24 protein-coding genes and 1 tRNA gene are annotated in these 20,497 nt (G+C 66.9%); 15 read left to right on the top strand and 10 right to left on the bottom strand.

Annotated elements, in window-relative coordinates; genetic code table 11:
- Nucleotides 1-22 precede the first annotated feature (22 nt).
- The 5 genes from A5779_RS00445 to era are packed head-to-tail and all read left to right on the top strand — an operon-like array spanning nt 23 to nt 4,109.
- Complete coding sequence (locus A5779_RS00445) at nt 23-1,072, top strand: PhoH family protein (protein WP_064877888.1); 1,050 nt, start codon at nt 23-25, stop codon at nt 1,070-1,072.
- Entirely contained in the window at nt 1,069-1,605 is a 537-nt protein-coding gene (ybeY, locus tag A5779_RS00450) for an rRNA maturation RNase YbeY (RefSeq protein ID WP_055115434.1), read from the top strand. Before A5779_RS00445 ends, ybeY begins: the two co-directional genes overlap by 4 nt.
- A complete protein-coding gene (locus tag A5779_RS00455; protein ID WP_064877889.1) occupies nt 1,602-2,903 on the top strand; it encodes a hemolysin family protein in 1,302 nt (433 codons plus the stop codon). Before ybeY ends, A5779_RS00455 begins: the two co-directional genes overlap by 4 nt.
- Nucleotides 2,896-3,213: a cytidine deaminase-like protein gene (locus A5779_RS00460; RefSeq protein ID WP_055115430.1), complete on the top strand. Its 318-nt coding sequence runs from the start codon at nt 2,896-2,898 to the stop codon at nt 3,211-3,213. Before A5779_RS00455 ends, A5779_RS00460 begins: the two co-directional genes overlap by 8 nt.
- On the top strand, nt 3,210-4,109 hold the full coding sequence (gene era / locus A5779_RS00465; RefSeq protein ID WP_055115428.1) for a GTPase Era: 900 nt from the start codon (nt 3,210-3,212) through the stop codon (nt 4,107-4,109). Before A5779_RS00460 ends, era begins: the two co-directional genes overlap by 4 nt.
- Nucleotides 4,110-4,127: 18 nt before the next feature.
- Here era and A5779_RS00470 read toward each other — a convergent pair whose 3' ends face one another.
- Both A5779_RS00470 and A5779_RS00475 read right to left on the bottom strand, forming a co-directional pair.
- Complete coding sequence (locus tag A5779_RS00470; protein ID WP_064877891.1) at nt 4,128-4,526, bottom strand: hypothetical protein; 399 nt, start codon at nt 4,524-4,526, stop codon at nt 4,128-4,130.
- A gap of 81 nt (nt 4,527-4,607) precedes the next feature.
- Complete coding sequence (locus tag A5779_RS00475) at nt 4,608-6,107, bottom strand: amidase (RefSeq protein WP_064877967.1); 1,500 nt, start codon at nt 6,105-6,107, stop codon at nt 4,608-4,610.
- Between the two features lie 63 nt (nt 6,108-6,170).
- Here A5779_RS00475 and recO point away from each other — a divergent pair, with 63 nt between their 5' ends.
- From recO to A5779_RS00495, 4 genes are read left to right on the top strand one after another with little or no spacing between them, the layout of a single operon-like run.
- On the top strand, nt 6,171-7,013 hold the full coding sequence (gene recO / locus A5779_RS00480) for a DNA repair protein RecO (RefSeq protein WP_064877968.1): 843 nt from the start codon (nt 6,171-6,173) through the stop codon (nt 7,011-7,013).
- Complete coding sequence (locus A5779_RS00485; protein ID WP_064877893.1) at nt 6,961-7,842, top strand: decaprenyl diphosphate synthase; 882 nt, start codon at nt 6,961-6,963, stop codon at nt 7,840-7,842. The genes recO and A5779_RS00485 overlap by 53 nt, the downstream gene beginning before the upstream one ends.
- A 1-nt stretch (nt 7,843) precedes the next feature.
- Nucleotides 7,844-8,290, top strand: a complete 447-nt coding sequence (locus A5779_RS00490) for a hypothetical protein (protein WP_064877895.1) — start codon at nt 7,844-7,846, stop codon at nt 8,288-8,290.
- The gene (locus tag A5779_RS00495; RefSeq protein ID WP_064877897.1) at nt 8,287-8,691 is read left to right on the top strand and encodes an NUDIX hydrolase; all 405 of its coding nucleotides are present in this window, start codon (nt 8,287-8,289) and stop codon (nt 8,689-8,691) included. Before A5779_RS00490 ends, A5779_RS00495 begins: the two co-directional genes overlap by 4 nt.
- Before the next feature lie 34 nt (nt 8,692-8,725).
- Here A5779_RS00495 and A5779_RS00500 read toward each other — a convergent pair whose 3' ends face one another.
- Both A5779_RS00500 and A5779_RS00505 read right to left on the bottom strand, forming a co-directional pair.
- The gene (locus tag A5779_RS00500; protein WP_064877899.1) at nt 8,726-9,124 is read right to left on the bottom strand and encodes a Fur family transcriptional regulator; all 399 of its coding nucleotides are present in this window, start codon (nt 9,122-9,124) and stop codon (nt 8,726-8,728) included.
- The gene (locus A5779_RS00505) at nt 9,121-9,489 is read right to left on the bottom strand and encodes an ArsR/SmtB family transcription factor (RefSeq protein WP_064877901.1); all 369 of its coding nucleotides are present in this window, start codon (nt 9,487-9,489) and stop codon (nt 9,121-9,123) included. Before A5779_RS00505 ends, A5779_RS00500 begins: the two co-directional genes overlap by 4 nt.
- A 97-nt stretch (nt 9,490-9,586) precedes the next feature.
- Between A5779_RS00505 and A5779_RS00510 the strand changes: the two genes are divergently transcribed.
- On the top strand, nt 9,587-10,972 hold the full coding sequence (locus A5779_RS00510; RefSeq protein ID WP_064877906.1) for a glycine--tRNA ligase: 1,386 nt from the start codon (nt 9,587-9,589) through the stop codon (nt 10,970-10,972).
- Nucleotides 10,973-11,054: 82 nt separating this feature from the next.
- Here A5779_RS00510 and A5779_RS00515 read toward each other — a convergent pair whose 3' ends face one another.
- Both A5779_RS00515 and A5779_RS00520 read right to left on the bottom strand, forming a co-directional pair.
- Nucleotides 11,055-11,561: a DUF302 domain-containing protein gene (locus tag A5779_RS00515; protein WP_236734600.1), complete on the bottom strand. Its 507-nt coding sequence runs from the start codon at nt 11,559-11,561 to the stop codon at nt 11,055-11,057.
- An 89-nt stretch (nt 11,562-11,650) separates the two neighbouring features.
- A complete protein-coding gene (locus A5779_RS00520) occupies nt 11,651-12,313 on the bottom strand; it encodes an SDR family oxidoreductase (RefSeq protein WP_064877910.1) in 663 nt (220 codons plus the stop codon).
- Between the two features lie 94 nt (nt 12,314-12,407).
- Here A5779_RS00520 and A5779_RS00525 point away from each other — a divergent pair, with 94 nt between their 5' ends.
- Entirely contained in the window at nt 12,408-12,860 is a 453-nt protein-coding gene (locus A5779_RS00525; protein ID WP_064877911.1) for a winged helix-turn-helix transcriptional regulator, read from the top strand.
- 7 nt (nt 12,861-12,867) lie between these two features.
- Here A5779_RS00525 and A5779_RS00530 read toward each other — a convergent pair whose 3' ends face one another.
- Nucleotides 12,868-14,904 (bottom strand): TPM domain-containing protein, encoded by a 2,037-nt coding sequence (locus A5779_RS00530; RefSeq protein ID WP_064877914.1) that lies wholly within the window; start codon nt 14,902-14,904, stop codon nt 12,868-12,870.
- 59 nt (nt 14,905-14,963) lie between these two features.
- Here A5779_RS00530 and A5779_RS00535 point away from each other — a divergent pair, with 59 nt between their 5' ends.
- Nucleotides 14,964-16,238: a deoxyguanosinetriphosphate triphosphohydrolase gene (locus A5779_RS00535; RefSeq protein ID WP_064877916.1), complete on the top strand. Its 1,275-nt coding sequence runs from the start codon at nt 14,964-14,966 to the stop codon at nt 16,236-16,238.
- Between the two features lie 2 nt (nt 16,239-16,240).
- On the opposite strand, the gene A5779_RS32690 is transcribed toward A5779_RS00535, so the two are convergent.
- Nucleotides 16,241-17,293, bottom strand: coding sequence for a sensor domain-containing protein (locus A5779_RS32690; protein WP_082941456.1), 1,053 nt, complete (start codon nt 17,291-17,293; stop codon nt 16,241-16,243).
- A gap of 5 nt (nt 17,294-17,298) precedes the next feature.
- Here A5779_RS32690 and dnaG point away from each other — a divergent pair, with 5 nt between their 5' ends.
- Both dnaG and A5779_RS00550 read left to right on the top strand, forming a co-directional pair.
- On the top strand, nt 17,299-19,203 hold the full coding sequence (gene dnaG, locus A5779_RS00545) for a DNA primase (protein WP_064877920.1): 1,905 nt from the start codon (nt 17,299-17,301) through the stop codon (nt 19,201-19,203).
- Between the two features lie 63 nt (nt 19,204-19,266).
- On the top strand, nt 19,267-19,563 hold the full coding sequence (locus tag A5779_RS00550; RefSeq protein WP_110776745.1) for a DUF7155 family protein: 297 nt from the start codon (nt 19,267-19,269) through the stop codon (nt 19,561-19,563).
- On the opposite strand, the gene A5779_RS00555 is transcribed toward A5779_RS00550, so the two are convergent.
- On the bottom strand, nt 19,560-19,832 hold the full coding sequence (locus A5779_RS00555; protein WP_064877924.1) for a hypothetical protein: 273 nt from the start codon (nt 19,830-19,832) through the stop codon (nt 19,560-19,562). The two genes, A5779_RS00550 and A5779_RS00555, sit on opposite strands and share 4 nt — an antisense overlap.
- 175 nt (nt 19,833-20,007) lie before the next feature.
- Here A5779_RS00555 and A5779_RS00560 point away from each other — a divergent pair.
- Nucleotides 20,008-20,080, top strand: a tRNA-Asn gene (locus A5779_RS00560).
- A gap of 21 nt (nt 20,081-20,101) precedes the next feature.
- Here the strand turns inward: A5779_RS00560 and A5779_RS00565 are convergent.
- Nucleotides 20,102-20,416: a hypothetical protein gene (locus A5779_RS00565; RefSeq protein WP_055120379.1), complete on the bottom strand. Its 315-nt coding sequence runs from the start codon at nt 20,414-20,416 to the stop codon at nt 20,102-20,104.
- Nucleotides 20,417-20,497: the final 81 nt, after the last annotated feature.

The following is a 20,497-nucleotide window of genomic DNA, read 5'->3' on the forward strand; positions in this document are numbered from 1 at the left end:
GGAAAGCAGGCACAAACTCCACGTGACGCCCCGCGACACGACCGCTGACTCGTCGGCCACCGCATCTGAATCGGTCCGCAGCAGCATCACTGTTCCGCCCGACATCATCGTGGGCCTGCTCGGCTCGGCTGATGAGAATCTGCGGGCACTCGAAAGACTTCTGACTGCCGATATCCATGCGCGCGGCAATGAAATCACCTTTACCGGCGAACCGGCCGACGTGGCACTGGCCGAGCGCGTGGTCGCCGAGTTGATCGCCGTAGCTTCCAGCGGCCAGGCGGTGACCCCCGAGGCGGTGCGACACAGCGTCGCCATCCTGACCGGCGCCGAGGACGAGTCCCCGGCCGAGGTACTGACGCTCGACATCCTGAGCCGCCGCGGCAAGACCATCCGGCCCAAGACGCTGAACCAGAAGCGCTACGTCGACGCCATCGATGCGCACACCATCGTGTTCGGCATCGGCCCGGCCGGTACCGGCAAGACGTACCTGGCGATGGCCAAGGCAGTCAGCGCCCTGCAGACCAAGCAGGTCAGCCGGATCATCCTGACTCGCCCCGCGGTGGAAGCCGGTGAGCGCCTCGGCTTCCTGCCGGGCACGTTGAGCGAGAAGATCGACCCGTACCTGCGGCCGCTGTACGACGCACTGCACGACATGATGGACCCCGAGCTCATTCCGAAGCTGATGAGCGCCGGGGTAATCGAGGTCGCGCCGCTGGCGTACATGCGTGGTAGGACGTTGAATGACGCGTTCATCATCCTCGACGAGGCGCAGAACACCACCGCCGAACAGATGAAGATGTTCCTCACCCGTCTCGGGTTCGGGTCCAAAGTCGTTGTCACCGGCGACATCACGCAGGTGGATCTGCCCGGCGGCAACACCTCGGGCCTGCGGGCGGCGATGAACATCCTCGACGGTATCGACGACATCCACTTCGCCGAACTCACCAGCGCCGACGTCGTGCGGCACCGCCTGGTGTCCGAGATCGTCGACGCGTACGCCCGACATGAGGAGCCGGCATTGCTCAACCGTGCCCAACGCCGTTCATCGAACGGACGGCCCCGCCGATCATGAGCATCGAGGTATCCAACGAGTCGGGCATCGATGTCTCCGAGGACGAGCTGATCAGCGTCGCGCGCTTCGTCATCGCCAAGATGGACGTGAACCCGGCGGCTGAGCTGTCGATGGTGCTGCTGGACAGTGCGGCGATGGCCGACCTGCACATGCGCTGGATGGACCTGCCCGGTCCGACCGATGTGATGAGTTTTCCGATGGATGAGCTGGAGCCCGGGGGTCGGCCGGATGCGCCCGAGCCGGGTCCGGCCATGCTCGGCGACATCGTCTTGTGCCCGGAGTTCGCCGAGCAACAGGCGGCCAAGGCCGGGCACTCGCTCGGTCAGGAGTTGGCCCTGCTGACCGTGCACGGCGTGCTGCATCTGCTCGGCTACGACCACGCCGAGCCGGACGAGGAAAAAGAGATGTTCGCGCTGCAGCGTCAGCTTCTCGAGGAATGGGTGGCTGATCAGGTGGAGGCGTACCACGCCGACCGGCAGAGCGAGAAAGACCAGCGCCTGCTCGACAAGTCCCGATATTTCGACGAACCGTGACGGGCTTACTTCCGCTGCTCGGTGCCGTGGTGCTGGTCGCGTTCGGCGGCCTGTTCGCCGCCATCGACGCCGCCCTCTCGACCGTGTCGATCGCGCGCATCGAAGAACTGGTCCGTGAGGAACGTCCGGGTGCGGCCCGGCTCAGCCGGGTGGTAGCCGAACGGCCTCGCTACATCAATCTCGTTGTACTGCTACGGATCACGTGCGAGATCACCGCGACCGTGCTGTTGGCTTCCTTCCTGGACGGGCATCTCGGTGTCGGATGGGGTCTGGTGGCTTCGGCCGCGATCATGGTGGTGACGAGTTTCGTGGCCATCGGCGTCGGCCCGCGCACGGTCGGCAGGCAGAACGCCTACTCCATCGCGCTGATGTCGGCCTTGCCGCTCCAGGCGATCTCGGTGCTGCTCACGCCGATCAGCCGCCTTCTGGTGTTGATCGGTAACGCCCTGACTCCCGGCCGCGGTTTCCGCAACGGCCCGTTCGCCTCCGAGATCGAGTTGCGCGAAGTCGTCGATCTGGCCCAGCAGCGCGGCGTCGTCGCCGACGAGGAACGCCGGATGATCCAGTCGGTGTTCGAACTCGGCGACACCCCGGCCCGTGAGGTCATGGTGCCGCGCACCGAGATGGTGTGGATCGAGAGCGACAAGTCGGCAGGCCAAGCGACGTCGTTGGCGGTCCGCAGCGGGCATTCCCGCATCCCGGTGATCGGTGAGAACGTCGACGACATCGTCGGCGTCGTCTACCTGAAAGACCTTGTCCAGCAGACCTATTACTCGACCAACGGCGGTCGTGACACCAATGTGGCACAAGTGATGCGCCCGGCGGTGTTCGTCCCGGACTCGAAGCCGCTCGACGAACTGCTCAAGGAGATGCAGCTCGACCGCAACCACATGGCGCTGCTCGTCGACGAGTACGGCGCGATCGCCGGTCTGGTCACCATCGAGGATGTGCTCGAGGAGATCGTGGGCGAGATCGTCGACGAGTACGACGCCGGCGAGGTCGTTCCGGTGGAGGACCTCGGTGAGCACCGGTACCGCGTGTCGGCGCGGCTGCCGCTCGAAGACCTCTGCGAGCTCTACGAAATGGAGCCCGACGAGGATCTCGACGTCGACACCGTCGGTGGCCTGGTCGCCTTCGAGCTGGGCCGGGTGCCGCTGCCCGGCGCCGAAGTCACCTGGGACGGTCTACGGTTGCGCGCCGAGGGCGGTTCCGACCACCGTGGTCGGGTGCGGATCGGCACAGTTCTGGTCAGCCCAGCTGAATCCGAGAAACAGGAGACCCGAGATAGCCATGAGTGAGCTTGACGCAGAAGACAACAAGCTCGTCGTGCTGGCCCGCGGCGCGATGGGCCGCGCCGAGGCTCCCACCGGCGCGGCGGTGCGCGACCAGGACGGTCGCACCTACGCCGGCGCCCCGGTGACCCTCGCGGCGCTGCAGTTGACCGCCCTGCAGGCGGCAGTGGCCGCCGCAGTGTCCAGCGGTGCCACCGGAATCGAGGCCGCGGTGCTGGTCGGCGGCTCCGCCGACGACGCAGGTGTCGCTGCGGTGCGGGAGCTGTCCGCGAACGCCGCGGTGATCGTCACCGATCGGGCGGGAACGCCGGTATGAGCGAATTCCGTTCCGGCTTCGTCTGTTTCGTCGGCCGGCCCAACACCGGCAAGTCGACGCTGACCAATGCGTTGGTGGGCCAGAAGGTCGCGATCACCTCGAACCGGCCGCAGACCACCCGTCACACCATCCGCGGCATCGTGCACCGCGACGACTTCCAGATCATCCTGGTCGACACCCCCGGTCTGCACCGTCCACGCACCCTGCTCGGGCAACGGCTCAACGACCTGGTCAAGGACACCTACTCCGAGGTCGACGTGATCGGTCTGTGCATCCCCGCCGATGAGCGCATCGGCCCAGGGGACCGCTGGATCTATCAGCAGATCCGCGCGGTGGCACCGAGGACCACCCTGATTGCCGTCGTCACCAAGATCGACAAGGTGCCCAAGGATCGCGTCGCCGAACAGCTGATGGCCGTCAGCGAACTCCTGGGACCGGATGCCGACATCGTGCCGGTCTCGGCCACCGCGGGCGAACAACTCGATGTGCTCACCGATGTCCTCGTCTCCAAACTGCCGCCGGGGCCTGCCTATTACCCCGACGGCGAGCTCACCGACGAGCCCGAGGAAGTGTTGATGGCCGAGCTCATCCGCGAGGCAGCACTGGAAGGCGTGCGCGACGAGCTGCCGCACTCGCTGGCTGTTGTCATCGAGGAGGTCGAAGAGAGAGAAGGCCGTGACGATCTGATCGACGTCCACGCGATCCTGTACGTCGAACGTGACAGCCAGAAGGGCATCGTGATCGGCAAGGGCGGGGCGCGGCTGCGCGAAGTCGGCACCGCCGCGCGCACCCAGATCGAAAAGCTGCTCGGCACAAAGGTTTATCTCGACCTGCGGGTCAAGATTGCCAAGAACTGGCAGCGCGATCCGAAGCAGCTGGGGCGACTGGGGTTCTGATCGGCTCAGCGGTCGTCGCTATCTGCTCGCCAACACGATAACCAGCACCATGATCGCGATTCCGGCGAGAGTGATGCCCACAATTGCCAGCCAGGCGATGACCCGTTCCCGTGGATTTCTGCCGAGGCTCCGCATCGAGCGGCCGTTGAACAGGAACAACAGGCCATCGAGGATCTGCCAGGTCGTGCCGTTGTCACGCTCGGCTGTGGACGGAGGGGCAGCGGGCGACGGGTAGTACGGCGGTTGCTGCTGCGCGCCGTACGGTTGGTAAGCCTGGTAGGGCTGAGCCGGTGGGTAACCACCGTTGGGCGGGTAAGCGTTGGGCGGGTAGCCATATCCCTGCGGCCCGGGCGGAGCCGGCGGATAGGGCCCCGGTGCAGGTTGCTGTTGCGGATAGTACGGATCCGGATAGCTCACTGCGGTTGCCCCCTGCCCACACATTCGATCGCCCGGAAAAACGCTACACGACCGATTTCTCACCTCCGGTCAGAAGTTCGCCTACCCGTCGAGCGCGTTGATCGCGGCGGCAGCCTGGGATGCATCGGTCTGCGACGGGGCGGTCCACCAGACTTCAGGTTGCTCGGCGGCCCAGCCGGTGATCGCCTCGAGTTCGGCGGCCAGCGAGATCAGCAACGGCTCACTGTCGGCCGGCCCCATCAGTTGGATGCCGATCGGCAACCCGTCGGAGGTGAACCCGGCGGGCACGTTGATCGACGGCCAACCCAGCAGGTTCCACGGCCAGGTCACCGGGCAGGCGGCGATCGCGGCGCGTTCGGTGGCAGACCACCCGCGGCGGTCGAATTCGTGTGTGAGCGGCGGTGGTTGGGCCGTGGTCGGCGCGATGATGACGTCGACGAGGTTGAAGATCCAGGAGATGCGGCGCTGCACGGCGGCCTCGTGTGCCCGGGCCTTGCGCAGCACGTCCTGTGACAGCAGCCGGCCGATCCTCATGTTGGTGGCGGTGCGCTCGTCATAGACCACGTCGCCCAGGCGGTCGGACCAGTCCAGCAGGCCGGAAGTGGAGCGGGCCAGGAAGTCCCAGGACATCCGCAGGCTGTAGTTGGGGTCTTTCTCCTCCACGGTGTGGCCCAGCTGACCGAGGTGATCGGCGGTGGTCTGCAGCGCCGCGCGAATCTCGGGGTGCAGTGTGGCCCGGAAACCGGTGAACGGGAACTTCGTCGACATCGCGATCCGCAACGGCCCGGGCGCGCGGCCGACGTGTTCTGCGGCCTGTATCGGCGCGGGCTTGTGCAGATCGCCGTCGGCGTTACCGGATGCGGCGTCGAGCACGAGGGCCGCGTCGGTGACGGTGCGAGCCAGCACCCCGTTGACGGTGATGCCGTTGAACGCCTCGGGCAGAGGCCAGGTGGAGATGCGTCCGCGCTGCGGCTTGATGCCGACCAGATGCGTCCACGCGGCGGGGATGCGGACACTGCCCGCGCCGTCGGATCCGATGGCCGCGGCCACCAGGCCCGCGGCGACGGCCGCGGCGCTGCCGCCGGAGGATCCGCCCGGGCTGTGCTTGCGCGACCACGGGTTACGGGTATGGCCGAACCCCGGCCCGCCGGTGAACGGCCACTGTCCGAGCTCGCAGGTATTGGTCTTCCCGACGATCACCGCGCCTGCTGCCTTCAGGCGGCGCACCACTTCGGCGTCGTCGGTGGCGACGCGGGTGGAGCCGTCGGTGCCGAACCGGGTGGGCACCCCGGCGACGTCGACGTCGTCCTTGACCGCGATGGGGATTCCCAACAGCGGGAGTTGTTTGCCGGCTGCCCGAGCCGTGTCGGCCTTGGCGGCGTCGGCCAGCGCCTGCTCGGTCAGCACGACGCGGAATGCGTTGAGGGTGGACTGGCTCGCGGTGATGGCGTGAAGCGACTCCTGTACCAGTTGCTCAGAAGTGACTGCGCCGCTGGCGAGTTGATAGAGCTGGTTGGTCAGGGTGGGGAAACGGGTGGGGGGCTTGCGGGAAAAAGGGTCGGAAGTCGCAAATTTGGCCATCACTTTCGAGGATATCGGCGGTGCGTAACGGAACCTGTCCGGCCATGGTGCGACACTGTCACGATGCGGCTGTACCGGGACCGGGCGGTGGTGCTGCGCCAGCACAAGCTCGGCGAGGCCGACCGGATTGTCACCCTGCTCACCCGCGACCATGGTTTGGTGCGCGCGGTGGCCAAGGGTGTTCGGCGTACCCGCAGCAAGTTCGGCGCGCGGCTGGAGCCGTTTGCCCATATCGACGTGCAGCTGCATCCGGGGCGCAACCTCGACATCGTCACCCAGGTGCAGGCCATCGACGCGTTCGCCGCCGACATCGTCAGTGACTACGGCCGCTACACCAGTGCGTGCGCGATGTTGGAGACCGCCGAGCGGCTGGCCGGGGAGGAGCGGGCACCGATGCCCGACCTGCACCGGCTCACGGTGGCCGCGCTGAGGGCCGTCGCCGACGGCCGCCGGGCCCGCGAGTTGGTGCTCGACTCCTATCTGCTGCGGGCGATGACGATCGCCGGGTGGGCGCCGGCCCTGACAGAGTGCGCCCGTTGCGCCGCGCCGGGTCCCCACCGGGCATTTCACGTCGCGGCCGGCGGCAGTGTGTGCGTGCACTGTCGACCCAGCGGATCCAGTACTCCGCCCCAACCCGTGCTGGAACTCATGTCGGCGCTGCACGAGGGGGACTGGGAGTACGCCGAGGCGTCCTCATCGACGCATCGCAGCCAGGCCAGCGGGCTGATCGCCGCGCACCTGCAGTGGCACCTGGAGCGCCAGTTGCGGACATTGCCTCTGGTCGAACGGGTGTACCGGATCGATCGGACAGTCGCCGAGCAGCGCGCCACGCTGGTCAGGCAGGATATGACCCATGGCTTTGAAGCGGGACAAGCAGACCTACCCACAGCTGCCCCCGGCGCCTGAGGACTATCCGGTCTTTCCGGACACCTCGACCTGGCCCGTCGTCTTCCCCGAGATTCCGGCCGGCACCAACGGCCGCTTCGCCCGCCCGCCCCAACACACGTCCAAAGCCGTCGCGCCTCGCATCCCGGCGGATCAAGTACCCAATCACGTCGCCGTGGTGATGGACGGCAACGGTCGGTGGGCCACCCAGCGTGGTCTCGGCCGCACCGAGGGCCACAAGATGGGTGAGGCGGTGCTGATCGACATCACCTGCGGTGCGATCGAATTGGGCATCAAACACTTGAGCGTCTACGCCTTCTCCACGGAGAACTGGAAGCGCAGCGCCGAAGAGGTCCGGTTCCTGATGGGGTTCAACCGGGAAGTGGTGCGTCGCCGCCGGGAGAACCTGAACGCCATGGGCGTGAACATGCGCTGGGTGGGGTCGCGGCCCAAGATGTGGCGCAGCGTCATCAAAGAGTTCGACATCGCCGAGCAGATGACCGTCGGTAATGACGTCATCACGGTCAACTACTGCGTCAACTACGGCGGTCGCACCGAGCTGGTCGAGGCCGCGCAGGCGCTGGCCACCGAAGCTGCCGAGGGCAAGATCAACCCGGGCCGGATCACCGAGGCTGCCTTCGCCAAGCATCTGCACCGCCCCGACATCCCCGACGTAGATCTGTTCATCCGGACGTCGGGGGAGCAGCGGGCCAGCAACTTCCTGCTGTGGCAGTCGGCGTACGCCGAGTTCGTGTTCCAGGACAAGCTGTGGCCGGACTACGACCGGCGCGACCTGTGGGCCGCCTGCGAGGAGTACGTGAACCGCAACCGTCGCTTCGGCAGGGCCTGACATGCCCGGCCTCCTGCAGCAGTTGTCCTCGGCGCTCGGCGAGGTGATGTCCGTCGTCGAGGAAGACGACGACGCGCTGACCGTGACGGTCGACGGTTCGGTGGCCTCGGTGCGGGTGGTAGCCATCGCCGAGGACCTGGAGATGGTCTCGCTGACGCAGCCGTTGGCGTGGGATCTGCCGCTGAACAACAAGATTCGCGAGCGGGTGTCCGAGCATGCCAGCAAGACCATGCTGGGCACGGTGGTGTTGGTGGAGAAGCTGGTCGACACTCCGACTAACGGCGCGACGCCCAAAGGTGCGGCACGTAAGCGGCCGGCCAAGAAGGTGGCCGACGTGATGCTGCGCTACAACTTTCCGGCGGCCGGGCTCACCGACGACGCGTTGCGCACCCTGATCCTGATGGTCCTGGCCACCGGCGCCGACGTGCGTCGGGACCTGATGTCGTGAGCCGGCCGGTCAATCGCATCGTCGCGGCCGTGGTGCTCGGTGAGGACGACCGGCTGCTCCTGGTCCGTAAGCGCGGTACGACGGCATTCATGCAGCCCGGCGGCAAGATCGAGCCGGGGGAGCAGCCGATCGAGGCGTTGGCCCGGGAGGTTCGGGAGGAGCTCGGCGTCGGTTTTGATGTTCCGGCTGCCGAAGAGCTCGGCCACTTCACCGCACCTGCCGCCAATGAACCCGGCCATGCGGTCGATGCGTGGCTCTACCGGGTGAGCCTGGACGGCGAGCCTCGGCCGCAGGCCGAGATCGACGAGATGACGTGGATCGACCCCCACGCGCCCGGTGACGTGGAGTTGGCGCCGCTCACCCGCGATGCCGTGTTCGCGCTGGTTCGCGATCGGGCTTAGTGCCCCTGCGTGAAGCGCCGTGGCGGAAAGCCGGTCAGTTGACCCCGTCGCCGCAGCCGCGGCACATGCCGAAGATCTCGATCGTGTGGCTGACGTCGGAGAAACCGTGCTCGCGTGCCACGTCGGCGGCCCAGGCCTCGACCTGGCCGCCGGAGATCTCGACGGTCGCGCCGCAGGCCCGGCACACCAGATGGTGGTGGTGGTCCTCGGAGCAACGCCGGTAGACCGACTCTCCCGTGTCGGTGCGCAACGTGTCGACGTTGCCGGTGTTGGCCATCGACTGCAGGGTGCGGTACACCGTGGTCAGTCCGATGCCCTGGCCGCGGCGGCGCAGCTCGTCGTGCAGCTCTTGGGCTGAGCGGAATCCGTCGGTCTCGTTGAGCAGGTCGGCGATGGCCGCACGCTGCCGGGTGGACCGGACCGCGCCCGTCACCGGTGGTCCTCGCCGGCGTGGGCGACGGCGTCGGCGACGATGTGGGCCAGGTGGTGGTCGACCAGCTGGTAAAGCACTTCACGTCCCGCGCGCTCGCTGGACACCACTCCGGCCTGCTTGAGGATCCGCAGATGCTGACTCACCAGCGGCTGCGGCACGTCGAGCGAGTCGACCAGTTCGTGCACACAGCGCGCCGACTGCTGCAGCTGGAGCACGATCGCGATCCGCAACGGGGCGGCGAGCGCGCGCAACAGCTCGCCCGCGGTGTCGAGGACCTCGCGCGGGGGCAACTCCGGCGCCGGCGCGGTGCTGTGTCCGCGTGCGTCGTCGTGTTGATTCGCCGTGAAATTGGAAATCGTTTCCATTACGGGTCAGGATACATGCGCGATATTGCATGTCAACCGCTCCGCCGGGCGCGGTGGATTATCGCTGCCGGCGCGCCGGTCGCTACTCTGATGCACCGTGGCATCCATCATCGACACCGTTGCGAACCTGGCGAAACGCCGCGGCCTGGTCTTCCAGTCCGGAGAAATCTACGGCGGCACCAAGTCCGCGTGGGATTACGGCCCACTGGGTGTCGAGCTCAAGGAGAACATCAAGCGCCAATGGTGGAAGTCGATGGTCACGGGCCGCGACGACGTCGTCGGCCTCGACAGCGCGATCATCCTGCCGCGCCAGGTGTGGGTGGCCTCCGGTCACGTCGACGTCTTCAACGACCCGCTGGTGGAGTGCCTGAACTGTCACAAGCGTCATCGCCAGGACCACATGCAGGAGGCCTACGCGGCCAAGAAGGGTCTCGATGACCCTGACTCTGTCTCCATGGACGAGATCGTCTGCCCCGACTGCGGCACCAAGGGGCAGTGGACCGAGCCGCGCGACTTCAACATGATGCTCAAGACTTACCTCGGCCCGATCGAGTCGGAGGAGGGTCTGCACTACCTGCGCCCGGAGACCGCCCAGGGCATCTTCGTCAACTTCGCGAACGTGGTGACCACGGCGCGCAAGAAGCCGCCATTCGGTATCGGCCAGATCGGCAAGAGCTTCCGCAACGAGATCACCCCGGGCAACTTCATCTTCCGCACCCGCGAGTTCGAGCAGATGGAGATGGAGTTCTTCGTCGAGCCCTCGACCGCGCCGGAGTGGCACAAGTACTGGATCGAGACGCGGCTGCAGTGGTACGTCGACCTCGGTATCAATCGGGACAATCTGCGTCTGTACGACCACCCGAAGGAGAAGTTGTCGCACTACTCCGACGGCACCGTCGACATCGAGTACAAGTTCGGCTTCGCCGGCAACCCGTGGGGTGAGCTGGAGGGCATCGCCAACCGGACAAACTTCGACTTGTCCACGCATGCAAAGCATTCCGGTGTCGACCTGTCGTTCTACGACCAGGGCGCCGACACCCGCTACGTGCCGTACGTGATCGAGCCGGCAGCCGGTCTGACCCGCTCGCTGATGGCGTTTTTGGTCGACTCCTACACCGAAGACGAGGCCCCGAACGCCAAGGGCGGCGTGGACAAGCGCACGGTGCTCAAGCTCGACCCGCGCCTGGCCCCGGTCAAGGCCGCGGTGCTGCCGTTGTCGCGCAATGCCGACCTGTCACCCAAGGCCCGCGACCTGGCCGCGGAGTTGCGCCGTAACTGGAACGTCGAATTCGACGACGCCGGTGCGATCGGCCGGCGCTACCGCCGCCAGGATGAGATCGGCACCCCGTATTGCGTGACAGTCGATTTCGACACCCTGGAGGACAATGCGGTCACCATCCGTGAGCGCGACGCCATGACCCAGGAGCGCATCGCGCTGGACAAGGTGTCGGATTACCTGGCGGTGCGGCTCAAGGGCTGCTGACGCTTTTCCGGCGAGCAGACGCTAAGGGACCCCGACACGCCGAGTTTCGGGGACCTGCGCGTCTGCTCGCGGAAGAACGCGACTAACGCAGTTGCGCGGGAACGTCGGCTCCGAGCAGTTCGATCAGCGTCGCCAGCAACCCGTCGAGGTCGCGGCCGACCGCGGCGATCTCCGGGTTGCCATAGCTGGCGAACAGCAGGCTCGGCTGATCGACGGCAAGCACGGCGCCATCTGGGATGGCGTAGAGCAGCGTGCGCAACGGCGCGTGCAACATGACCCCCGGATCATGGCGGAACATGCGTTCGGCGATGGTGTGATTGCCCATCAGGTACTCGGTGGCCCGCGACGTCGAGCCGGACAATGCCATCGTCGGCGCGACGTCGATGCTGAAGTACCTCATGAAGCCGTGTGGGGCTTGCTGCTTGGCCACGGCGACCACGTCGTCCCAGTCCGATGCGCCGTCGTATGCACTGAGATCGACTGCCGGAACCAGTGATTCGTAGCGGCTGCGCGCTCGGTCGTAGCGATCGGGCAACGCGATCAGGAGCCGCCGGCTTGCGTGGTCGACGACCGAGCTGCGCCGCGTCACCGCAGTGATCCCGCGACGTCGAGTTCGAAATTGCGTTGGCCGGTGACCTGAAAGGCCCGATAGGTTGACATGGTTCTTCCTCCCTGGGCTCAGGCGAACGCCCCGGCACGGGTCTGCCGGGTGAGTTCATCGGCCAGTACCTCGGTGGCTCCGGATTCGATGCCGTCGACGATCTGGCGCGCGACGTCGGCCGGATCGTTCTTGGGGACATCGAGATCGGCGATCATCGAGGTATCGGTGTAGCCCAGGTATACGCCGAGCACATCGGTGCCCTGGCCGTCGAGCTCCAGGCGCAGCGAGTTGTTCGCCGACCACAGCGCGGCTTTCGAGACGCCGTAGGCGCCGAAGCCGGGCAGCCACGACAGCACCGAGGCGATGTTGACGAGTGTGCCCCCGGCCAGCTGGGGGGCGAAGGCCCTCGTCACGCGCAACGGGCCGAACAGGTTGGTTTCGAGCACGGAACGGATTTCGTCGAGGTCGCTGTGCAGCAGTGACTTCCCACCGGTTACGCCGGCGTTGTTGACGACGATCGTTGCGTCACCGGCGAGTGCGGCCAGCTTGGCGACCGAATCGGCGTCGGTGACCTCGGCTTCGACGACAACCACCCTCGGGTCGCTGCTCGGCTCGGGCCTACGGCTCGTGGCATAGACCTTGGCGGCGCCGCGGGCGAGGAGTTCGTCCACGATCGCTTTGCCCAGCCCTCTCTGCCCGCCGGTGACCACTGCTGTTGCGCCCTCGATCTGATGGGACATTTCGATTCTCCTTGGAACTCGGTTGACTGCACGAACGTCACCTTCGTCAAGTCAATCAGCTGAGTAGGTATTCCCAACTCAGCTAGAATATGGCATGCGCACCGATCCGTGGACCGACAATGCCTGTCCGATCGCCCGCACGATGTCGGTGCTGGGGCAACGGTGGGCCGTGCTGATCATCCGTGAGGCGCTGATGGGTAAGTCGCGATTCTCGGAGTTCCGCGAACAACTGGGGGTGGCTTCCGACGTACTCAGCGCAAGGCTGTCTGAACTGGTGGCGGCCGGCATCCTCGAAGTCGTCGACTATCAGCAGCCGGGGGACCGGACCCGCAGCCGGTACGTGCTGACCGACGCGGGGCACGACCTCATCCCGGTGCTGGCGGCGATAGGGCAGTGGGGCCACATCCACTTGCCCCGGCAGAACAGCAGCGACTACCGCTTCATCGAGGCGGACACCGGCGATCCCGTGGGAATCGGATTCCGGCGGAAGGACGGCACCACGGTCGAGACGTCGGAGGTCGCCCTCGTCGACAAGGCACGTAGTTAGCGCAGGATCAGAAGCGGCCACCGCCACCGCTGTAACTGCGGCCCGACGAGTGCGACGACCCGCCATACGAGGTCGGGCGACCCATGCCGCGGCCTCCGCCGAAGCCGCCCCCGTACCCTCCGCCGAAGCCGCCTCCGAACCCACCGCCACCCCCGCGCAGGATGTTGCCGATGAGGATGCCGCCGAGCACCGCGCCCATGTCGGAGTTGCCGCCTCCGCCGTACTGGGAGGTGTAGGACCGCTGCGCCGCCCGCACGTCGTCGTTGGCCAGGCCCTGCGCCTGCGCGGCCAGCGTCGAGGCGCCGTTGGCGTGCGCGACCGCCTCGTTGGGATTGTCGCCGCGCTTTGCTTCGGCGGCCTGGAGTTGCCGTTGCGCCTCGGCCAGCCGGGTGCGGGCTTCCGGTCCGATGCTGCCGCGCCGGGTTTCGATGAAATCCGACACGGCCTTGATCCGGGACTGGGCGGTGAACAGCGCCTGCTCCAATGCGCGGGCCAGCCGCTCGGCGGCCTCCTGCTGTTCGTGTACGCCGGCCAGTAGCTGATCGAGCTCGGCGTCGGCCTTGGTCAGCCGGGTGAATGTGCCCAGCGGGTCGGCCTTGCCGTTGGCTGTCGCATCCTCGGCGGCCTTCTTCGCCGCGTCGCGGGCCGTGGTGAGCCTGTCGGCCTGCGGCGTACCGGATTGCCCCAGAAGCGAATTCGCCTGGTCGATGCCGGCCTGGATGTCGGTGAGGGCTGCGGGCAGCCCGGCCAGCGCCCGGTTGATGTCGGATGCTGCACTGTCCACGGCGTCGAGCAGGGTCCGGGTCTGATCGAGCGCGGACTCGGCTGAGCGCACCGCGTCCACCAGCGCGGTCTGATCGGTCGCAGGCCGGGATACCAGGCCGCGGGCCGTGGTGATGTTGCGATCGGCGAACGCCAGCCGCTCTTTGGCGGTGTCCACATTGGTCGCCACCGAAGTCAGTGCGGTTGTGTCGAATTGGGTGTGCAGGGCGTCCAGGGTCTGCCGGGACGGGTCGATACGGGCGGTCAGGTCGACCATCTGCTGGGTCATGCTGTCGAGCCGGGCCGGAGCGTTGATCACCAGATCGCGCAGCTGTTCGAAGGCCGTGCTCTGGGTGTCGAGCTCACGGTCTGCCCTCGCCGCCGACACCACCACCTGAGTCAACAGCTGACGCTGCTGCAGCGGGGTTTCGGGTGCATCGTCGTCGAGCGTCTGGCGCACGTTGAATGCCTGGGCCAGAGCCTTTTTCGCATTCTCCAGGGCCGCGCTGAACGGCTCGGTGCGCTTGGCGCCGAACTCCTCGACGGCCAGTTCGAGCTCGGCCTCACTGGTGCGCACGGCATTGTCGACGTCGACGACGATCGAGCGGGACAGCTCGTCGAGCGCTTCCAGCGGCACGGAGGCCAGCGCGTCGGCGTCGGTCGGGTCGACCCGCTTGGCGGCTTCGAACTCGGCGTGGCGGCGCTTGGCCCGGCGCCGGCGCGACCACCACCACAACAACCCGGCCAGCACGACTATCACGCCGAGGGCGATCAGCATGCCCGGCCACGAGATGCCAGGTCCCGCCGGGGCGGCGGGCGGATTGGCCTTCAGGCCGTTCGCGGCGGCGATGGCCGCGCCGGCCCAGTCCCCGCGACGCAGGGCGGGTTCGACGCTGTTGCGTCGGATGTCGTCGGCACGGGCATTGCCGCCGGGGACCGTGTTCGGCACCTGGAACGCATACGCCCGCGCCTTGGTGGCGACCGCCAGCAGCGCATCGTCGTCGCCGAGGTCGCTGAGCTGAATCGTGCTCTGCGCCCAGCCCGACTGGTTCTGGCCGGAGAAGTCGTCGACGAAAATGACCCACAGCTGAATACGTTTGGTGTCGTACAGCTGGTCCAGGGCGCGCTCCACGTTGGCGCGCTGGGCGGCTGTCAGCGCCCCGGCGTTGTCGGTGAGTTGGGTGGCCAGCCGCAGTGGCGGCTCGGCGGCAGCGCCGGGCGCAGCAAGCAGGCCGGTGATCAGGATCGCGAGCAGCATGGACAGCAGACGGGCGATACGCATGACCGCCAATCTAGTGCGCTGCAGGGGCGGCGCGTCGGTTCCTGGCAGACTGTGCGTCGGTGAACGGGGATACGCAGGCCGCCTATGACGACTTCGACCGGCAACGTCTGGTGGTCGAGTCGCCCAAGGGTGCTGCGCTGCCCGGAACCGATACGGAGCACCGCACCGACTTCGCCCGCGATCGAGCCCGCGTGCTGCACAGTGCGGCGCTGCGGCGATTGGCCGACAAGACCCAGGTCGTCGGCCCGCGGCACGGTGACACCCCGCGGACCAGGCTGACCCACTCACTCGAGGTCGCCCAGATCGGCCGCGGGATGGCGATCGGGCTGGGCTGCGATCCCGATCTGGTGGACCTGGCCGGTCTGGCCCATGACATCGGGCACCCGCCTTACGGACACAACGGCGAGCGCGCGCTCGACGAGATCGCGAAACCGTTCGGCGGGTTCGAGGGCAATGCCCAGAACTTCCGGATCCTCACCCGGTTGGAGCCCAAAGTCCTTGATGCCGAAGGTCGTTCGGCCGGGCTCAACCTGACGCGGGCGGCACTGGACGCGGTGGCGAAGTATCCGTGGCCCAGCTTCGGCACCCGTAAGAAATACGGCTTCTACGACGACGACGCTGCGGCCGCCGAATGGGTGCGGGCCGGCGCGCCGGCCGAGCGCCCCTGCCTGGAGGCCCAGGTGATGGACTGGGCCGACGACGTGGCCTACTCGGTGCACGACGTCGAGGACGGGGTGATCTCCGGGCGCATCGACCTGCGGGTGCTCGGCGATCGTGATGCCGCGTCGTCGCTGGCGGACTTGGGCGCCAAGAACTTTCCCACCGTCACCCACGACGAACTGCTGGCTGCCGCCGAGCGACTGTCACAGGTACCGGTGGTGGCCGCGGTGGGGCGCTACGACGGAACTGTGGCGTCCTCGGTCGCGCTGAAGACGTTGACCAGTGAACTGGTCGGGCGGTTCGCCAATGCCGCGATCACCCAGACCCGGGCCGTCGCCGGTGCCGGGCCGCTCCGTCGGTTCGATGCCGAGCTGACCGTCCCGCCGCTGGTGCGCGCCGAGGTGGTGCTGCTCAAGATGCTGGCGCTGCAGTTCATCATGTCCGACCACCGGCACCTGCAGATCCAGGCCGATCAGCGCACGCTCATCCACGAGGTCGCCCTGGCGCTGTGGGCGCAGGCCCCGGGCAGCCTGGACCCGCAGTTCGCGCCCGAGTTCGACCTGGCCGCCGACGACGGCGCCCGGTTGCGCGTGGTGGTCGACCAGATCGCGTCCTACACCGAAAGCCGGTTGGAGCGGGTGCACGAAGCCCGCTCGCCCCGGCCACTGGGCTGAGTTCAGCCGGTCTTCTCGATTTTGTCGGCGATTGCTGTCGCGACGGCTACGCCACTGCTCTGCGGATCGGCCGTACCGTTGCGTGTCGTGTTGTCGTCGTCGTAGAACGCCACCTCGGTCTCGATGACGTAATTGTCTTTCGCCATCACGGCGCGGGCCTGTGGAGTTGTATACGGCGATTCGGTACGTCCAAACAGGATGGTGGCGGCGAGTACCGGGCCCTCGGTCCTGACATCGGTGATCTTGTGGGTGAGATAGCCGGCGCCCGGAGGCCGCGTTCCCCAGTAGGTCACCGTCTGCCCTTCGCACCGCTTCCAGGTTTGGGTCAGCTGTTCGACGAGCGCCTCGGCGGACTCGACGCTCGGCAGCACGGTAACGACCTCGGTGACACTAAGTACACGCTGATCCAATACACCGGATCGATTTGGCCAGGTCTGACTGGCAAATTCGGTCACGCCTGCGGACCGGTAACCGTTCTTGTCTGCCGGCGCCACCGGACCGACGCAGTCGACGGGTTGTGCGCCGGCCGTGGGGTTGGAAGCGTCGGGCATGCGGTCGAACCCACCAGCGGACGAGGATCTGGGGAGGTCGTCAAAGGACTGGTCAAATAGCTCGCCGATCTCGGGGCCAGAAAGTAGATAGTCCTTTATCGAGTGCCCGGGCGCGTGGGCGTCGGACGAGTCCGACCCCCTCGGCAATATGAGCCACACCACCAGTGCCACTATCGCCAGTAGAAGCATGAAGTAGGACAGGACAAGCCCGATTATGGCGCGATCCCGGCCCTTCTGATGGAAACGCTTGATCTGAGAGAGCGCGGCGTGGCCGAGCACCGCTCCGGCGGGAGCGAAAAGAATGGCGAAAACGATCGACAGAGTCGCCAGCGGGTTGGTCTCGGGTGTCTGCTGTGGTGGCGGCGCCTGGTAGGTAGGTGGCCCAGACCATCCACCGCCGAACTGCTGCCCGGCGAACGGGTCGACGGGTGGCCCGCCATGTGCACCAAAGCTCACCGACGCCCCCTCAGGCAAACCCGCGTAACGCGACTTCCGCGCACGCATAGACTATGCCGGTGGCCGGCCGGATTTCAGATCGAGATATCGCGGCCATCCGTGAAAAGGTCCGCATCGAGGACGTCGTCGGTGATTACGTCCAGTTGAGGCGGGCCGGGGCCGACTCGATGAAGGGTCTGTGCCCGTTCCACGACGAGAAGTCGCCGTCGTTCCACGTGCGGCCGAACCACGGCCACTTCCATTGCTTCGGTTGCGGCGAGGGCGGCGACGTCTACGCCTTCATCCAGAAGATAGAGCACGTCAGCTTCGTCGAGGCGGTCGAGTTGCTGGCCGACCGGGTCAACTACACCGTCACCTACACCGGAGCCTCGACGACCAATGTCCAGCGGGACCGGGGCAGTCGCAGCCGGTTGCTGGCCGCCAATGCCGCCGCCCAGGAGTTCTACGCCGAGGCACTGACCTCGGAGGAGGCCACCGAGGCGCGCAAGTATCTGACCGAGCGCAACTTCGACGCCGCCGCGGCCGCCCAGTTCGGGTGCGGCTTCGCGCCGTCGGGGTGGGACAAGCTGACAAAACACTTGCAGCGCTTGGGCTTCGAGTTCAAGGAGCTGGAGGCCGCCGGGCTGAGCCGGGAGGGCAAGCGTGGGCCGATGGACCGGTTCCACCGCCGGTTGCTGTGGCCGATCCGGGTGTCCTCAGGGGAGACCATCGGCTTCGGCGCGCGCCGGCTGTTCGACGACGACCAGAACCAGGCCAAGTACGTCAACACCCCCGAGACGGTGCTCTACAAGAAATCGCAGGTGTTGTTCGGGCTCGACCGCGCCAAGCGCGACATCGCCAAGGGGCATCAGGCCGTCGTCGTCGAGGGCTACACCGACGTGATGGCGATGCACATGGCCGGGGTGACCACCGCGGTGGCCTCGTGCGGCACTGCCTTCGGCGAACAGCACCTGTCGATGCTGCGCCGGCTGATGATGGACGACAACTTCTTCCGCGGCGAGCTGATCTACGTGTTCGACGGTGACGCTGCCGGCCAGGCGGCCGCGGTGAAAGCGTTCGAGGGCGAGCAGAACCTGTCCGGACAGTCGTTCGTGGCGGTGGCGCCCGACGGGATGGATCCGTGCGATCTGCGACTGCGCTCCGGCGACGGCGCCGTGCGCGATCTGGTCGCACGACGAACTCCGTTGTTCGAGTTCGTGATTCGCAGCGCACTGGCCGAACATGACCTGGACAGCGCGGAGGGCCGCGTGGCGGCGCTGCGGCGCTGCGTACCGATAGCGGCCCGCATCAAGGACCAGACCCTGCGTGACGAGTACGCCAGACAGCTGGCCGGCTGGGTCGGTTGGGACAACGTCGCCCAGGTGATTGGCCGGGTGCGGGAGGAAGCCAGCGGCGGCCGCAAGGATTCGCGGCGGCAGCCTGCGCGGCAACAGGCAAGACCCGCGGCGGCTCCCGTGTCGCGCCCCAATCCGACCGATCCGACGCTGTGGCCGCAGCGCGAAGCCCTCAAGGCCGCCTTGCAGTATCCGGCGATCGCCGGGCCGGTGTTCGACTCGCTGACCGTCGAGAGCTTCACCCATCCGGGGTACGCCGCGGTGCGTTCGGCGATCGAGACGGCCGGCGGCATGGCGTCGGGCAAATCGGGGGCGCAGTGGATCGAGGCTGCTCGTGAGCAGACCACGTCCCCGGCGGCGGCCAGCCTGGTCAACGAACTGGGCGTCGAGGCCATCAACGTCGAGGACGACGAGCACCTGCCGCGTTACATCAGCAGCGTGCTGGCCCGCCTGCAGGAGGTCTGGGTGGGCCGCCAGATCGCCGAGGTGAAGTCCAAGCTGCAGCGCATGTCGCCGGTGGAGCAGGGAGACGAATATCACGCCCTGTTCGGTGACCTGGTGGCCATGGAGTCCTACCGGCGCAGCCTGCTCGAGCAGGCAAGTGGCGACGACCTCACTGCGTGATCAGACACATCGCGATAGGGTGAGGGTGCAGTCGGGCATCTTCAGGCGAGAGAGGCAGACCTGGTGACACTGTTCAGCACGCGGACGCGACGGTTCGTCGCAGTTGGCGCATTTGCGCTGGCCACGGGGGCCGCAGCGGCAGCCCCGGCGTTCGTCGCGACATCCACATCTGGTTCCGAGGTCACAGCCCAGCCGGCCTGCCTGGCCTGGTTCGGCAACAAAGAGGACGGCAAGTGCCTGTCCTACTCCAACGGCATGCCTGCCAACATCGGTACGCCGTGGGTCGGCGCCGGCGGCAATGGCGGATTCGTCACTGGGCCGCTGCTACCCGGAACTTCGATCAACCAGGGGATCGGCTAGCCCCTACCAGCTACTTTTCTCGCCGAACCGTCGGTGCTCTCCTTCGTGGCGAGCACCGACGTTTCTGCGTCTATGGGTGTCAGGGTGAGGAACTGCGGATCCGGAGACACCTGCTTGGCGATCTTGCGCCGTCCGGCGTCGATCACCGCCTTGGTGGCTGGATTGGCCGTCACCGCGCGGTAGGTGCTGGCGATCTGCTCATAGCGACGTCGCCCGGCCTTGGCGCCCAGCACGTAGCCGACGGCGATCACGGCGGCATAGCGGATCACTGAATACCTCCCAAAGCGACGGACCTCCCAATGCGACGTGCCCCCAGAGAACCAACTTGTGTGCTCCATCCTGCCTCACCGCCGCCCCGGCGCGCCCGTCTGGGAGCGAGTTGGCGGCAGCGGCGGTCCGTACGCTAGAGTCAACGCTCGGCCGCGGAGCTTCCGCGGAAGGTAGTCCCCTGTAGCTCAATTGGCAGAGCTCCCGACTGTTAATCGGGCGGTTATTGGTTCGAGTCCAATCGGGGGAGCAAGTTCTCCAAACCCCAGTCCTAGGACTGGGGCCGGGTCTGGGCCTGACGGGCCGCCTGGGTAAGCGCCTCCACCAGTGGGTTGGACGCCGACGCGAGAGCTTTCCGCTCCTCTTCGGACAGTTGGTAGAACGTCCACACGCCCCAAGCCGCCGGCCGCACGTACACCGTCACCTGTTGCCGGTTGTTGGCCAGCACGGCAGGGACGGGGACCGCACGATCGAGAGTGGCCGCGCTGGACATCTCCTCGGCGAGCTGTTGGACGTTGACTGATTCCTGCAGTTGGTACAGGACGGCCTTGTTGGCAGGGCCTTCCATGGCGAGGAACCAAGCCATCTGTGTCTCCTTGGGTAAATGTTCGTGAGCGGTGATCCGCGGTCGGATCGCAAACAGTGTCACCTATCGACGCGCCGTCGT

The organism is Mycolicibacterium peregrinum, assembly GCF_001665625.1.
GTDB lineage: Bacteria > Actinomycetota > Actinomycetes > Mycobacteriales > Mycobacteriaceae > Mycobacterium > Mycobacterium peregrinum_B.

Coding starts and splice junctions, on each gene's coding strand:
- A5779_RS00475 (WP_064877967.1), bottom strand. CDS start 6,107: ATGGCCAAATTTGCGACTTCCGACCCTTTTTCCCGCAAGCCCCCCACC.
- A5779_RS00530 (WP_064877914.1), bottom strand. CDS start 14,904: ATGCGTATCGCCCGTCTGCTGTCCATGCTGCTCGCGATCCTGATCACC.
- A5779_RS00565 (WP_055120379.1), bottom strand. CDS start 20,416: ATGGCTTGGTTCCTCGCCATGGAAGGCCCTGCCAACAAGGCCGTCCTG.
- A5779_RS00485 (WP_064877893.1), top strand. CDS start 6,961: ATGGCTTTGAAGCGGGACAAGCAGACCTACCCACAGCTGCCCCCGGCG.
- A5779_RS00490 (WP_064877895.1), top strand. CDS start 7,844: ATGCCCGGCCTCCTGCAGCAGTTGTCCTCGGCGCTCGGCGAGGTGATG.
- A5779_RS00505 (WP_064877901.1), bottom strand. CDS start 9,489: ATGGAAACGATTTCCAATTTCACGGCGAATCAACACGACGACGCACGC.
- A5779_RS00525 (WP_064877911.1), top strand. CDS start 12,408: ATGCGCACCGATCCGTGGACCGACAATGCCTGTCCGATCGCCCGCACG.
- dnaG (WP_064877920.1), top strand. CDS start 17,299: ATGCCGGTGGCCGGCCGGATTTCAGATCGAGATATCGCGGCCATCCGT.
- A5779_RS00520 (WP_064877910.1), bottom strand. CDS start 12,313: ATGTCCCATCAGATCGAGGGCGCAACAGCAGTGGTCACCGGCGGGCAG.
- A5779_RS00460 (WP_055115430.1), top strand. CDS start 2,896: ATGAGTGAGCTTGACGCAGAAGACAACAAGCTCGTCGTGCTGGCCCGC.
- era (WP_055115428.1), top strand. CDS start 3,210: ATGAGCGAATTCCGTTCCGGCTTCGTCTGTTTCGTCGGCCGGCCCAAC.
- recO (WP_064877968.1), top strand. CDS start 6,171: ATGCGGCTGTACCGGGACCGGGCGGTGGTGCTGCGCCAGCACAAGCTC.
- ybeY (WP_055115434.1), top strand. CDS start 1,069: ATGAGCATCGAGGTATCCAACGAGTCGGGCATCGATGTCTCCGAGGAC.
- A5779_RS32690 (WP_082941456.1), bottom strand. CDS start 17,293: ATGCGTGCGCGGAAGTCGCGTTACGCGGGTTTGCCTGAGGGGGCGTCG.